Genomic DNA, 13,199 nt, shown 5'->3' with positions numbered 1-13,199 from the left:
GAAAGTCGCGGGCGCGGTGTCAACCCGGCCCCTCAACGGAAGGAGCAAATAAATGGCCGACAGTACACAGCAGAAGCTCAGCCGGGTTCGCCCGCCGCGCGTCCAGATTACCTATGATGTTGAAAATGGCGGTGCGATCGAGAAGAAGGAATTGCCCTTCATTGTTGGCGTCATGGCCGATCTGTCGGGCAAGCCGGCCACGCCGCTGCCGCCGGTGAAGGATCGTAAATTCGTTGAAATCGACCGTGATAATTTCAACGAAGTGCTGTCGGCTGCGACGCCGCGTCTGGCGCTGCGCGTGCCGAACAAGCTGGTGAAGGACAGCGACGAACAGCTGGCGGTGGAACTGACCTTCTCCCACCTGGATGATTTCTCCCCGGTGGAGGTGATGGGGCAGGTGCCGGCGCTGAAGGCGCTGCTGGATGCCCGCAAGCGTCTGCGCGACCTGCTGACCAAGCTGGACGGCAATGATGAGCTGGACAGCCTGCTGAACCAAGTGGTCCGCAACACTGAGGACCAGTCGACCTTGAAGAAGCAGCTGGGCAGCGCCGGTTAAGGCACCCCAGTCCCCCAAAGAAAACGCCATAAGGTGCCCGATCCGGCACCCGACCCATTCCCCGTGAGGCTAAAAAATGGCTGAGACTGAGGAAAACGCGGCTGTTGCCGAGACTGCGTCGGTAACCCTGCTCGACAAGATTATCGTGGAAGGCAAGCTGGCGCGCGATGAAAGCCAGCGCGGCTTTGCCCGCGATCTGGTGGCGGAATTCGTCAATTCCGTGCTGGCCGAGGGTGGCAGCGTCGGCAGTGATGTCGTTGCCATGATCAATGACAAGATCGCCCAGATTGACGATCTTCTCTCCGACCAGCTGAACGAAATCCTGCATCATGAGGAATTCCAGAAGCTGGAAGCTGCCTGGCGCGGCCTGGGCTATCTGGTGTTCAACACCGAAACCGGCACCAAGCTGAAGCTGCGCCTGCTGAATATCAGTAAGGCCGACCTGCTGAAGGACCTGGAAAAGGCGGTGGAGTTCGACCAGTCCGCCCTGTTCAAGAAGATCTACGAAGAGGAATATGGCACGTTTGGCGGCCAGCCCTATTCCATGCTAGTCGGCGATTATGAATTCGGTCGCCACCCGGCCGATACCAAGCTGCTGGAACTGATCTCCAACGTGGCGGCGGCGGCCCATGCGCCGTTCATCGCCGGGGCCAGCCCGCGCCTGTTCGATATGGACAGCTTCACCGAGCTGGGGGTGCCGCGCGACCTGTCGAAGATTTTCGAGAGCCTGGAATTGGTGAAGTGGCGGTCCTTCCGCAACAGCGAAGACAGCCGCTATGTCTCCCTGGTGCTGCCGCACATGCTGCTGCGCTTGCCCTATGGCCCCAACACGGTGCCGGTGGAAGGCGTTGATTTTGTGGAGGATACGGACGGCCGCGACCACAAGAAATATCTGTGGGGCAATGCCGCCTATGCCCTGGCCCAGCGCATCACCGATGCCTATGCCAAATATGGCTGGACGGCCGCCATCCGCGGCGTGGAAGGTGGCGGCAAGGTCGATGGCCTGCCGACCCACACGTTCCGCACCGATGAGGGCGACGTGGCGCTGAAATGCCCGACGGAGATCGCCATCACCGACCGGCGGGAGAAGGAGCTGAATGACCTGGGCTTCATCTCCCTGGTCCATTGCAAGGGCACGGATTACGCCGCCTTTTTCGGCGGCCAGACCGCCAACAAGCCGCGCCAGTACAATACCGACAGTGCCAATGCCAACAGCCGCATCTCCGCGATGCTGCCCTATGTGCTGAACGCCTCGCGCTTTGCCCACTATATCAAGGTGATCATGCGCGACAAGATCGGCAGCTTCATGACCAAGGAGGAGGTGCAGGGCTTCCTCAATACCTGGATCATGGATTATGTGCTGGGCAAGGATGATGCCGGGCACGAGCTGAAGGCGAAATACCCGCTGCGCGAAGCCCGTGTGGATGTTTATGACGTGCCGGGCAAGCCCGGCTGCTATCGCGCCACCGTGTTCCTGCGCCCGCATTTCCAGCTGGAGGAGCTGACGGCTTCCATCCGTCTGGTGGCGGAACTGCCGGCGGCCCCGGCGGCCTGATCCATGGCCATCACCCGGCCGCCGATCCTGGCGGCCGGGCCTATCCCTGATCGCAGCGCGACCCTTTCAGACGGAGAATTGCCATGGCCGGCAATATGTTCCTGAAGCTCACCACCCCGGATATCAAGGGTGAGTGCACCGACAGTTCGCATAAGGAAGAAATCCAGGTTCTGTCCTGGAGCCATTCCTTCAACCAGCCCACCCCGCCGACCCGCAGCAGTGCCGGTGGCGGCACGGTGGAGCAGGCCAACCATTCCGATTTCAGCTTCACCAAATATATCGACGCCTCCAGCGACGATCTGCTGAAAATGTGCTGGAGCGGCAAGCACATCGCCAAGGGCGTCTTCTGTGCCTACCGTGCCAATGGTGACAATAAGCCGGTGAAATATCTGGAAATCACCATGGAGAAGATCATCGTCTCCAATGTTTCCATCGGTGGCGGCACCGGTGACATCCCGGTTGAAACCATCACGCTGAGCTATGCCATCGTCGAATATAAGTACATTCCGCAGAAGGAAGATGACGGCACGGGCGAAGGTGCGCAGCCGGTCAAGCACGACCTGATCAAGCAGGAAGTGTCGTAACGCGAAGCTGGCCGGCGGCGGGTGATGTCCGCCCGCTGCCGGCCCCTTCCTGAAGGCCCGGCATGAGTGGACCCAGACTTCTTCCCGGCGCCCCGGTGCCCCTGTTCGAACGGCTGGTCGATGGTATCGCCGATGGCGATGGCAGCGCGCCCTCGCTGGACCGCGATGGGCTGATCCTGTCCATCGCGGCGGAGATATCGTCGCTGCTGAACACCCGCCTGCCGCGCCCCCGCGCGGCCCTGGGCGGCCGTGCCCGCACCGTGCTGGATTATGGCGTGCCCGACCTGTCCGCCTTCCAGCCCTTTGACAATGAACGGGAAACCGAGCTGGTGGGGGAACTGGCGGTGGCAATTGCCGCGTTTGAACCAAGGCTGATCGCGCCAAAGGTCCGGCTGCACCGGCTGGATGGGGCGCGCCGCGCCGCCTTCATGCGCGAATGGTCGGAACGGGCGGCACGGCTGACCCCCAACCAGCAGCTGCGCCGGCTGGGCGGCTGGTTCAGCGTGCTGCCGGAAAGCCATGACCGCCAATCGCTGCTGGTGGAGATCAGCGGACAGATCCGGCTGGACGGCCGCATTGAACCGGTGGATTTTCCCGTCATCATCCGTGACGGCATGGGAGGCAGCGATGCCGCGTGAGGAGGCCGACGCCTTGTTCGAGGCCTATGAGCGCGAACTGCTCTACCTGCGCAATGAAGGGGCGGAATTTGCCGCCGCCTATCCCAAGGTGGCCGGCCGGCTGGATTTCAACGGCCATGAAAGCCGCGACCCGCATACTGAGCGGCTGCTGGAAAGCTTCGCCTTTCTGACGGCGCGCATCCAGCGCACGCTGGATGCCGATTTCCCGCTGATCCCGGCGGCCTTGCTGGAGGCGACATATCCCCAGCTGGTGGCGCCGGTACCCAGCATGGCGATTGCCCGGTTTGAGGTGGATGCCGGGCAGGCCCGCGCCGCCCTGGGCTTCCAGCTGCCCGACAATATCGCCCTGTTCGCGCAGAGCACGCAGGAAGGCCTGACCTGCCATTTCCGCAGCTGCTATCCGCTCCGGCTCTGGCCGGTGGAGGTGGCGGGGATGGATTTGCAGATGCCCGAACGGTTCCCCACCCTGGCCCGGCTGGGGGCGACGGCGGGGGTGCTGCGCCTGCGGCTGCGGGCCTTGGGCACCCTGACCTTTGCCGAGATGCAGCCGGACAGGCTGCGTTTCTATCTGGATGGGGAGCCGATGCTGGCCGGCATCCTCTATGAATTGCTGCTGAATAATTGCCACAGCGTGGTGCTGAAGGCGCCGGGGGATGCGGCTGCCATCACCCGGCTGCCGGCCGATGCGATACGGCCGGTCGGGTTCGCGGAGGATGAGGATGTGTTGCCGTTCCCCGGCCACAGCCATCAGGCCTATCGGCTGATCCGGGAATATTTCTGCTTCCCGCAGAAATTCCAGTTCATCGATATGGCGGGCCTGTCGGGCTGGCCGGCGGGGCAGGAGGCGGAACTGCTGTTCCTGCTGGACCGGGTACCCGACCGGGCCGAGCGACTGGACCGTATCCAGGTGCGCACCAATTGCACCCCCATCATCAACCTGTTTCCGAAAACCAGCGAGCCGGTGCGGCTGGACCAGACCCAGGTGGAATATAAGCTGACACCGGACAGCCGCTGGGAACGGTCGTGCGAGGTGCATTCCATCACCAAACTGTCCAGTGTCAGCAATCCCGGTGATGACAGCCGGCTGGTGCGGCCCTTCTTCTCCTATGACCATAACGCCGCCCGTGCCGGGGCGGATTGTTTCTGGATCGCCCGCCGCCGGCCGGCGGTGCGGGCCGATATGCCGGGTAGCGATATCTGGCTGTCGCTGGTGGATTTGAAACTCGATCCCGGTCAGCCGCCGTCTCAGACGCTCTATGCCCATACGCTCTGCACCAGCCGGGGCATGGCGGAACAGCTGGCCCCCGGCACCCTGTTAAATCTGGAGGTGGATGCCCCGGTGGCGCGGGTCAGCTGCCTGAACCGGCCCACCCGGCAGATCGCCGCCCCGCAGCAGGGGGAGACTTTGTGGCAGCTGGTCTCTTCCCTGTCGCTGAACCAGCTCTCCCTGGGTGATGCGACCGCACCGGAGGCATCGCTGCGGGCGCTGCGCGAAATCCTGATCCTTTATGGCCATGGCGGCGGGGCAGAGGTGCAGCAGCAGGCGGCGGGGCTTTACAGCCTGTCGGCCCGGCCCCTGGTGCGCCGCATCGGCAGTGAGGCCTGGCGCGGCTTTGTGCGCGGGACGGAGGTGACGCTGACCCTGGATGAAACCCAGTTCATCGGCAGCAGCGCCTTTCTGCTGGCCACCGTGCTGGACCAATTCCTGGCGCTTTATGCCGGGATCAACAGCTTTACCCAGCTGGTGCTGAAAAGCCGCCAGCGTGATGGAGTGTGGAAGACATGGCCGGCCCGGGTTGGCGCGCGAAACGTTCTCTGATCCGCCAGCTGCTGGCCGATCCCGGCCGGTTTGAGGCGCTGCAGGCGGTCCGCATCCTGGAACTGGATGCCGCGCGCAAGGCGGCGCGCGCCCATGCGCGCGGCTTCATACCCCCGGCCAGCGGCAATGACGCCGCGGCAGAGGTGATCCGGTTTCGGTCATCGCTGGGCGTGGTGCTGCCCGGCGGGCAGGTGCAGGAGATCAAGGAGCAGGCCAGCCCCTCGGGCCGGGTGCGCTATACCCTGCGACAGAGCCTGCTGGGGCTGGCCGGTTCCTTCGGCCCGCTGCCGCAGCCGATCGCGGAATGGGTGAGTGAGCGGGCGCGGGCGGGCGATTTCGCCATGCGTGATTTCCTGGACCTGTTCAACCATCGGCTGGTTTCCATCCAGATGCGGTCCCGCCGGTCGCACCGGCCGGAACTGGCCGGACTGGCGCCATGGGAGACCAATCTGGCGGAATTCGCCGCCGCCCTCTGCGGTATCGGCACGCCGGCCCTGAAAGGCCGGCTGCCGGTGGCGGACCGGGGGCTTTACCGGTTCGCCGGCCTGTTGAACCGCCAGCCGGCCAGCCAGCACGGGCTGGAACGGCTGCTGGCGGGGCATTTCGGCCTGCCGGTGCGCATCCATCCCCTGCAGGGCAACTGGATGGCGCTGGAACCGGAGGATCATAGCCGCCTGGGCCGCGCGGCCGACAGCACCCGGCTGGGTCGGGGGGCCGTGCTGGGCACGCGGGTATGGGATCAGGCGGCGGGCATTCTGGTGGAGCTGGGGCCGCTGGGCCTGCGCCACTACCTCTCCTTCATGCCGGGCAGGCGTGCCTTGCGGGAACTGCTGGCCCTGGTGGCCTTCCATGCTGGCCCGCAGCTGGAGGTAACGCTGCGCCTGCGCCTGCGGGGGGATCAGGTGCCGAAACTGCACCTGAAACGTGCCTCCGGCCGGGCGCTGGGGCGCACCACCCTGTTGGGTGGGCGGTCGCCGGAACGGGAGATGGTGGTGACCATCCGGCCGGGCGAGGGGGGATAAATATGGCTGTTTCAACCTCGATTGCGGGACGATTACCCTGTGCTTTGCTTGACGTTGATGCGTTGCTATGGGTGAATGAAAAGATGCTACCTCTGCTGGTGGGGTCTCCATGTCTGGTCGCGTGATACAGGGGCGTTTCCAGGGACCAGGGCCGCGCCTGACGGGGAAACCCGGCACGGGTTTGGTACAACAGCGCGCTGGCGGCCCAGGGGGGGATGCGCAGCAATTGCCGCCGGGCCTGCTGCGCCCTTCCGCCGGTGGTCGCCCTCTGCCGGATGCGGTGCGCACGAAGATGGAGAGTTTTTTCGGGGCCGACTTCTCTGATGTGCGGGTGCATGTCGGGCCGGAAGCACCCAGCATCGGCGCCCTGGCCTTCACCATGGGCAGCAGCCTTTACTTCGCCCCCGGCCAGTACAACCCGGACAGCCCGCAGGGCCAAGCCCTGCTGGGGCATGAACTGACTCATGTGATTCAGCAGCGGGCCGGCCGGGTACGTAACCCGTTCGGCAATGGCATCGCCGTCGTGCAGGATCACCATCTGGAGGCAGAGGCCGACCGGATGGGCCAGCGCGCCGCCAGCCACCGGCTGCCGGAAACGGTGCAGGCCAAGCCCGCTACCCTCGCCCGCCCTGGCGTTGCCGCCCCCGTGCAGCCCAAGGCCGCCCAGCCGGGGGCCAAGGCCCAGGGCAGTGGGTATCGGTTGATCGTCGGCGGTTATCTGCATCAGGACAAAGGCCTGCCGGACGCCATGGCGGGCCATGGTTTTGTGGCTATTGAACGGCCCGGCGGCAAGCGGGAGGCGTTCGGCTTTTCCCCCGCCGGGTTCAGCACCATGGACCCGAAACGTGATCTGGGCCGCCTGACAGCCGGTGTGCCGGGCAAGGTGCATGGCGATGACGGCGCTTTCAGCAAACCCGGCGTGCGCACCCGCGCCTATGCCATCAGCGCTGAACAGGCGCAGCAGGCCATGGGCAAGGTGGCTGAATACAGCAAGGGCAGCGTCCAGTTCAGCCTTGCCCGCAACCAGTGCAGCAGCTTCGCCATGGATGTGGCGCGGGCGGCGGGCGTGGATGATTTCAGTGGCGCCAGGGTGGCCAGCCCGCGCGAATGGTATCGGAAGATTTGAGGGTATCGTAATGACCAAGAAGCATTTGCCGCCACCTTTTGCACCGATACGCGGCATAAATACTGTTGCCCAATCCAAACCACAGGCAGGAGCGGCGAGAGTTTTTGCACCACCGCCCTTAGCCCCTATTCGTACACAGGGTACAGTAACACAACTTAAAGAGAAAAATCCGTCTTCAGGGATTTTTGCACCTTTTGCCGCGAAAGGCAGTCAAGAGAGATTGGATCTACAAAAAAAATCCTTTTGCGCTGCAAAAAATATACAAAATCAGTCATTTTTAATCAAAGGCAAAGTTCCTAAAAAACATAACAATACTATTCAAATGATGAAAAGAAGCTCAAGTTATGATAATATTTCTGAGGAATTTTCCAAGAAAAAAGTGTTAATAAGTGAAATGAATGAATCTTCAGACGATAACTTTGGGTTCCAGCATTCTGATATATACAAGAAAACTGTTATCCATCTTCAGCAAAGAATGGAATCGAGTGTTGATCCGGTTAATAAAATTAAAGGGGAGTCTCTTGAGCAATATACTCGTAGAAGTTTGAATATGTCTGGATTTTATGTTGTTGACCTCAATACGATTAAAAACAATTCTGCTGGATTGGATTTAATTGCCTTTAAAGGGAATATAATAAAGCTTATACAATGCAAAAATTTTACAGGTACCCAGTTGAAAACATCAGAGACAACACTGCTGCGAAATTTCTTGAAAGAACTTCATGGTTCTGGAGAGGGGGCGAGTAATTACCGGCGGAAGCTTTTGGCTGAGTGCATCGCGAATGTTGTGGCGGATAGATTTGCTAAGGAAGTTACAAATTTGAATAATGATATAGAGAATATGGTTGTTAAATATCGAAATAATGTTGATATAATTATGCCAGATGGCCTTTCAAACAAAAAGGACGATGACAATGCATATGATTTAATTGATAGGGATATGGTTATGTCTATTACTGGATTGGGTTTGCTCCAGTCAGGTCATCGTAAAAGGATATTGGCTGCAAGAAGAAATAGAAAAACAGATACAGATTATTTTAAAGCATATGATAATTTAATGGAAAAAAGAGAAAAAGGTGTAAGTAACGTAAAATACGTAAGAAAATTAGATGATGATGATGACTATGAAGATGTAAGTGATTATTCTTCGGATGGAGAATGAATGGGGTTCCACATGCTGTAGATTTTCCATCTGTGGCGCATTTTGCAACCAATTGAGCGATTCCTCAATGTCCACCCTCGCCACCCTGATCGCCCGCCTGAACCCCTCCACCAAGCGGGCGCTTGAGGGGGCGGCACAGCTTTGTCTGGCGCAGACGCATTTCGCGGTCGAGGTTGAGCATCTGCTGCTGAAACTGGTGGAGCAGGGGGATGGCGATCTGCCGCCGATCCTGCGCTATTATGAGATCGACACAGGCGCGCTTCAGGCCCAGCTGACGGCCACGCTGGACCGGCTGAAGCGCGGTAACAGCCGCACGCCGGCCTTTTCCGACCATATCGTGCGGCTGCTGCAATCGGCCTGGCTGGTCTCCAGCCTGGATCTGTCGGCCCCGCTGGTGCGCTCGGGCGCCATCCTGAAGGCGCTGCTGGACGATGATGCCCTGCGCGGCCTGCTGCTGGAGCCGGTGCCGCTGCTGGCGAAAATCCCGCGCGGGCGGCTGGCCGACGATTTGCCCGACCTGATCAAGGGATCGGCGGAGGATATGCCGGGGCTGGGGGCGGCGTTGCCCACTGCATCACCCAAAGTGATGAACAACCCCATCCTGACCAGCACTGCCACCCAGCCCAGCCCGGCGCTGGATGCCTATACCATTGATCTGACAGCCCAGGCGCGGGCAGGCAAGTCCGACCCGGTGGTGGGGCGGGATGGTGAAATCCGCCAGTTGATCGATGTGCTGATGCGCCGCCGGCAGAACAACCCCATCCTGACCGGCGATCCCGGTGTCGGTAAGACGGCGGTGGTGGAGGGGTTGGCCCAGCGCATTGTTGAAGGGGCGGTGCCGCCGCCGCTGAAACCGGTGCGGCTGCTGTCGCTTGACCTTGGCCTGTTGCAGGCCGGCGCCGGGGTGCGGGGGGAGTTTGAGGATCGGCTGAAACGGGTGATCCAGGAGGTGGCGCAGAGCGCCTGTCCCATCATCCTGTTCATTGATGAGGCGCATAGCCTGATTGGGGCCGGCGGGTCGGCGGGGCAGGGCGATGCCGCCAACCTGTTGAAACCGGCCCTGGCGCGCGGCGAATTGCGCACCATCGCCGCCACCACCTGGGCCGAATATAAGAAATATTTTGAGAAAGACCCCGCCCTTGCCCGCCGCTTCCAGGTGGTGAAGGTGGATGAGCCGGACGAGGCAACGGCGGTGGCCATGCTGCGCGGGCTGGTGCCCAAGCTGGAGACACATCACGGTGTGCGCGTGCTGGATGAGGCGGTGGCCGATGCCGTTCGCCTGTCCCACCGCTATATTACCGGCCGACAATTGCCGGACAAGGCCATCGGCGTGCTGGATACTGCCTGCGCCCGCGTCGCCATCGCCCAGAATGGGGAGCCGCCAGCGCTGGAGGCAGCACGGCGTGAGGTGCGGCAACTGACCGATGAAATCGCCCTGCTGGGTCGTGAAAAGGCGCGCGGCCGCGACCATGGGGAGCGGATAGAGGCGCTGGAAGATCGGTGTGCACAGGCCCAGGATCGGCTGGAACAGCTGCGCCAGCGCTGGGGGCAGGAGGCGGCATTGGCCGCCCGCGTGCGGGAGCTGGAGGAGAGGCTGGCCGCCGGCACCCTGCGCGGGGCTGATTTCAGCAAAGCGCTAGACGATCTGGAAGGGTTGCGGCTGGAACTGGAGCAGATCCAGCAGGATGAAACCCTGGTGCCGCTGTCGGTGGATCACCGCGCCGTTGCCGCCGTTGTTTCCGGCTGGACCGGCATTCCGGTGGGGCGGATGCTGACCGACAATATCGCCGCCGTGCGCAGTCTGCGCCAGCGCATGGCGGAACGGGTGGTGGGGCAGGAAGATGCGCTGGACGCCGTGGCCCGGCGCATCCAGACCTATTACGCCTCCCTGGCCGAACCGGGCAAACCCACCGGCGTCTTCCTGCTGGTCGGTCCGTCCGGCGTGGGCAAGACGGAAACGGCGCTGGCGCTGGCCGACCTGCTGTTCGGCGGTGAGCGGGCCATGGTGACCATCAACATGTCGGAATATCAGGAAGCGCACAGCGTTTCCGGCCTGAAGGGGGCGCCGCCCGGCTATGTCGGCTATGGCCGCGGCGGGGTGCTGACGGAGGCGGTGCGCCGCAACCCCTATGCCGTGGTGCTGCTGGACGAGGTGGAAAAGGCCCATACCGATGTGCTGGAACTGTTCTATCAGGTGTTCGACAAGGGTGTGTTGGAGGATGGCGAGGGCGTTCCCGTTGATTTCAAGAACACGGTGATCCTGTTGACCAGCAATCTGGGGGCCGAGATCATCCATGAACGCGCCGCCGCCGGGGCCAAGGCGGAGATGCTGGTGGAGGCGATCCGCCCCGCCCTGGTGCGGCATTTCAAGCCGGCCCTGCTGGGCCGCATGGTGGTGGTGCCCTATCTGCCACTGCCGCCGGCCCGGCTGGGGGAGATTGTGCGGCTGAAACTGTCCCGCATCCAGGCGCGCATGGCCGATGCCTATCAGGCTGAACTGACCTATGATGAGGCTGTGGTGGCCTATATCGTCGCCCGCTGCCGGGCGGCGGATGCGGGCGCGCGGGCTATTGACCAGATCCTGACCAATAACCTGCTGCCGCAATTATCGGGGGAGGTGCTGGAAAGGCTGGCCAATGGGGCCGCCATTGATCTGGTGCATGTCGCCACCGATCCGGCCGGGGCCGGGCTGGTGGTTCGGTTTGGGAAGCAAGGCGCATGAGTGATGCCTGGACGCAGGGGGGCCAGTCGCTGTCGCTGTCGACATCGCTGGGCAAGGACAAGCTGGTCCTGCGTGAATTGACGGGGCAGGAGGGAGTCTGTTCCCTGTTCAGCTTTGACATTACCGCCACGGCGGAAACGGCCGATACCGACCTGTCCAGCCTGATTGGCCAGTCGCCGACGGTGACGCTGATCGGCCCGGACGGGGCCAAACGCTATATCAACGGCGTCTGTGTGCGGGCAGTGCAGATGGAAAGCACCTGTCAGCTGCAATTGCGCCCCTGGCTGTGGCAATTATCGCTGACCAGCGGCTGCCGCATCTTCCAGAACAAGACAGCGCCGGAGATCATCAAAGCGGTTTTCAGCGATCTGGGCTTCAGCGATTTCAAGGATAGTTTGACGGCCACATATCAGGCACGTGAATATTGTGTGCAATATAATGAAACGGCACTGAATTTTGTCTGCCGGCTGATGGAAGATGAAGGCATCTTCTGGTTCTTCACCCATGCCGATGGCAAACATACGCTGGTGCTGGCCGATGATGCCTCCGCCCACAGCAATATTCCCGGCACGGCGACGCTGCCCTATATCCCGCTGCCGGCGGAAAAGGGCTGGGTCGATCTGGACCGGGTGGAAAGTTTCACCATCGAAACAATGATGGTCAGCGGCAAGTATCAGGCCGATGATTTCGCTTTCGATACGCCGTCCACGGAACTGAAGACCAGCGTGTCCGGCAAGGGCAAATTACAGGTCTATGAGTATCCCGGCCTGTACAGCAAGAAAAGCCAGGGCGACGCCCTGGCCAAGATCCGGCTGGCCGAACTGGAAGTGCCGGCCAGCCGGGCCAGCGGCACCGGGTCGGTGCGGGCCATGGCGGCGGGGTTGAAATTCACCCTGTCCGGCCATCCCAAATCGGCAGCCAATGCCGCCTATGTGCTGCATCAGGTGGATCATCAGGCCCGGTTCGGCAGCTATAGCAACAGTTTCGCCGCCCTGCCGGCCAGCGCCACCTTCCGCCCGCCGCGCAACGCCCATCGCCCCCGCATCGCCGGCACCCAGACGGCCATCGTGGTGGGCAAGGCGGGGGAGGAAATCTGGACCGACAAGCATGGCCGCATCAAGGTGCAGTTCCATTGGGACCAGGAAGGCAAGAAGGATGAAAATTCATCCTGCTGGGTGCGTGTGGCCCAGGGCTGGGCGGGCAAGAACTGGGGCTCCTTCTTCCTGCCCCGCATCGGGCAGGAGGTGGTGGTCAGCTTCCTGGAGGGCGACCCTGACCGGCCCCTGGTGACGGGATCGGTCTATAATGGCGAACAGCCCGTCCCCTATGCCCTGCCGGACAACCAGACCAAAAGCACGGTGAAATCCAACGTCTCCAAGGGGGGCGGCGGGTACAATGAATTCCGCTTCGAGGATAAGAAAGGGGAGGAGGAAGTTTACCTGCAGGCCGAAAAGGACTTCACCCAACTGGTGAAGAACCAGCGCAAGGCCACGATCAATGAGGCGGACGATCTGCTGACCATCGACAAGGGCAACCGCACCACCACCATCACCAAGGGCAATGACACGCTGACCATTTCCGAAGGCGACCTGACCACCAAAGTGGCCAAGGGCAAGGAGACCCATTCGGTGAAGGGCACGCGGGCGGTGACGGTGGAAGGCGATGAGACCCATACCAGCAAGGCCGATGTGACCTGGAACGTAACGGGTGATTTCACCTTGAAGGTGAATGGCAACATCACCATCCAGGCCGGTGGTTCCATCACTTTGAAGGGGGGCACCAGTGCTACGATGCAGGCCGGTACCGAAGCGACGGTGAAGGCCGGCACAGCAGCCACCGTGCAGGCCGGCACCGATGCCACGGTGAAGGGGCTGAATGTCACAGCCAAGGCTGATGTCGGCGCCACCCTGCAAGGGGGTGTATCGGCAGAGGTGAAGGGCAGTGCCAGCGGCACCATTGATGGCGGTGGCATGTTGACCCTGAAGGGCGGCCTGGTGAAGATCAATTGAGGATGA

General features: G+C 61.8%; 10 protein-coding genes. All 10 read left to right on the top strand.

Annotated features, from left to right (window positions below; all coding sequences use genetic code 11):
- Positions 1-52 precede the first annotated feature (52 nt).
- The 10 genes from tssB to tssI all read left to right on the top strand — a co-directional run bounded on the left by tssB (position 53) and on the right by tssI (position 13,193).
- Positions 53-556 carry a type VI secretion system contractile sheath small subunit gene (gene tssB / locus PCJ49_RS02610; RefSeq protein WP_153205662.1) on the top strand — a complete coding sequence of 168 codons (504 nt, stop codon included), beginning with the start codon at positions 53-55 and terminating at the stop codon, positions 554-556.
- 76 nt (positions 557-632) lie between these two features.
- Positions 633-2,111 (top strand): type VI secretion system contractile sheath large subunit, encoded by a 1,479-nt coding sequence (tssC, locus tag PCJ49_RS02605; protein ID WP_269909577.1) that lies wholly within the window; start codon positions 633-635, stop codon positions 2,109-2,111.
- 83 nt (positions 2,112-2,194) lie between these two features.
- Positions 2,195-2,695 (top strand): type VI secretion system tube protein Hcp, encoded by a 501-nt coding sequence (locus PCJ49_RS02600; RefSeq protein WP_089287014.1) that lies wholly within the window; start codon positions 2,195-2,197, stop codon positions 2,693-2,695.
- A gap of 62 nt (positions 2,696-2,757) precedes the next feature.
- On the top strand, positions 2,758-3,333 hold the full coding sequence (locus PCJ49_RS02595; protein ID WP_269909576.1) for a GPW/gp25 family protein: 576 nt from the start codon (positions 2,758-2,760) through the stop codon (positions 3,331-3,333).
- A complete protein-coding gene (tssF, locus tag PCJ49_RS02590; RefSeq protein ID WP_269909575.1) occupies positions 3,323-5,152 on the top strand; it encodes a type VI secretion system baseplate subunit TssF in 1,830 nt (609 codons plus the stop codon). Before PCJ49_RS02595 ends, tssF begins: the two co-directional genes overlap by 11 nt.
- The gene (gene tssG, locus PCJ49_RS02585) at positions 5,116-6,174 is read left to right on the top strand and encodes a type VI secretion system baseplate subunit TssG (RefSeq protein WP_269909574.1); all 1,059 of its coding nucleotides are present in this window, start codon (positions 5,116-5,118) and stop codon (positions 6,172-6,174) included. The genes tssF and tssG overlap by 37 nt, the downstream gene beginning before the upstream one ends.
- Positions 6,175-6,283: 109 nt before the next feature.
- Entirely contained in the window at positions 6,284-7,300 is a 1,017-nt protein-coding gene (locus PCJ49_RS02580) for a DUF4157 domain-containing protein (RefSeq protein ID WP_269909573.1), read from the top strand.
- 10 nt (positions 7,301-7,310) lie between these two features.
- Positions 7,311-8,462, top strand: coding sequence for a hypothetical protein (locus tag PCJ49_RS02575; protein WP_269909572.1), 1,152 nt, complete (start codon positions 7,311-7,313; stop codon positions 8,460-8,462).
- Between the two features lie 67 nt (positions 8,463-8,529).
- Positions 8,530-11,184, top strand: coding sequence for a type VI secretion system ATPase TssH (tssH, locus tag PCJ49_RS02570; RefSeq protein WP_269909571.1), 2,655 nt, complete (start codon positions 8,530-8,532; stop codon positions 11,182-11,184).
- Positions 11,181-13,193, top strand: coding sequence for a type VI secretion system tip protein VgrG (tssI, locus tag PCJ49_RS02565; RefSeq protein ID WP_269909570.1), 2,013 nt, complete (start codon positions 11,181-11,183; stop codon positions 13,191-13,193). The genes tssH and tssI overlap by 4 nt, the downstream gene beginning before the upstream one ends.
- Positions 13,194-13,199: the final 6 nt, after the last annotated feature.

The organism is Niveispirillum sp. BGYR6 (assembly GCF_027568365.1).
GTDB lineage: Bacteria > Pseudomonadota > Alphaproteobacteria > Azospirillales > Azospirillaceae > Niveispirillum.
This window is presented reverse-complemented; position numbering and strand designations above follow the sequence as displayed.

What these genes read in the sequence shown, in the direction of transcription:
- PCJ49_RS02575 (WP_269909572.1), top strand. Translation starts at nt 7,311, where the DNA reads ATGACCAAGAAGCATTTGCCGCCACCTTTTGCACCGATACGCGGCATA.
- tssH (WP_269909571.1), top strand. Translation starts at nt 8,530, where the DNA reads ATGTCCACCCTCGCCACCCTGATCGCCCGCCTGAACCCCTCCACCAAG.
- tssG (WP_269909574.1), top strand. Translation starts at nt 5,116, where the DNA reads ATGGCCGGCCCGGGTTGGCGCGCGAAACGTTCTCTGATCCGCCAGCTG.
- PCJ49_RS02600 (WP_089287014.1), top strand. Translation starts at nt 2,195, where the DNA reads ATGGCCGGCAATATGTTCCTGAAGCTCACCACCCCGGATATCAAGGGT.
- tssB (WP_153205662.1), top strand. Translation starts at nt 53, where the DNA reads ATGGCCGACAGTACACAGCAGAAGCTCAGCCGGGTTCGCCCGCCGCGC.
- tssF (WP_269909575.1), top strand. Translation starts at nt 3,323, where the DNA reads ATGCCGCGTGAGGAGGCCGACGCCTTGTTCGAGGCCTATGAGCGCGAA.
- PCJ49_RS02595 (WP_269909576.1), top strand. Translation starts at nt 2,758, where the DNA reads ATGAGTGGACCCAGACTTCTTCCCGGCGCCCCGGTGCCCCTGTTCGAA.
- tssC (WP_269909577.1), top strand. Translation starts at nt 633, where the DNA reads ATGGCTGAGACTGAGGAAAACGCGGCTGTTGCCGAGACTGCGTCGGTA.
- PCJ49_RS02580 (WP_269909573.1), top strand. Translation starts at nt 6,284, where the DNA reads ATGTCTGGTCGCGTGATACAGGGGCGTTTCCAGGGACCAGGGCCGCGC.
- tssI (WP_269909570.1), top strand. Translation starts at nt 11,181, where the DNA reads ATGAGTGATGCCTGGACGCAGGGGGGCCAGTCGCTGTCGCTGTCGACA.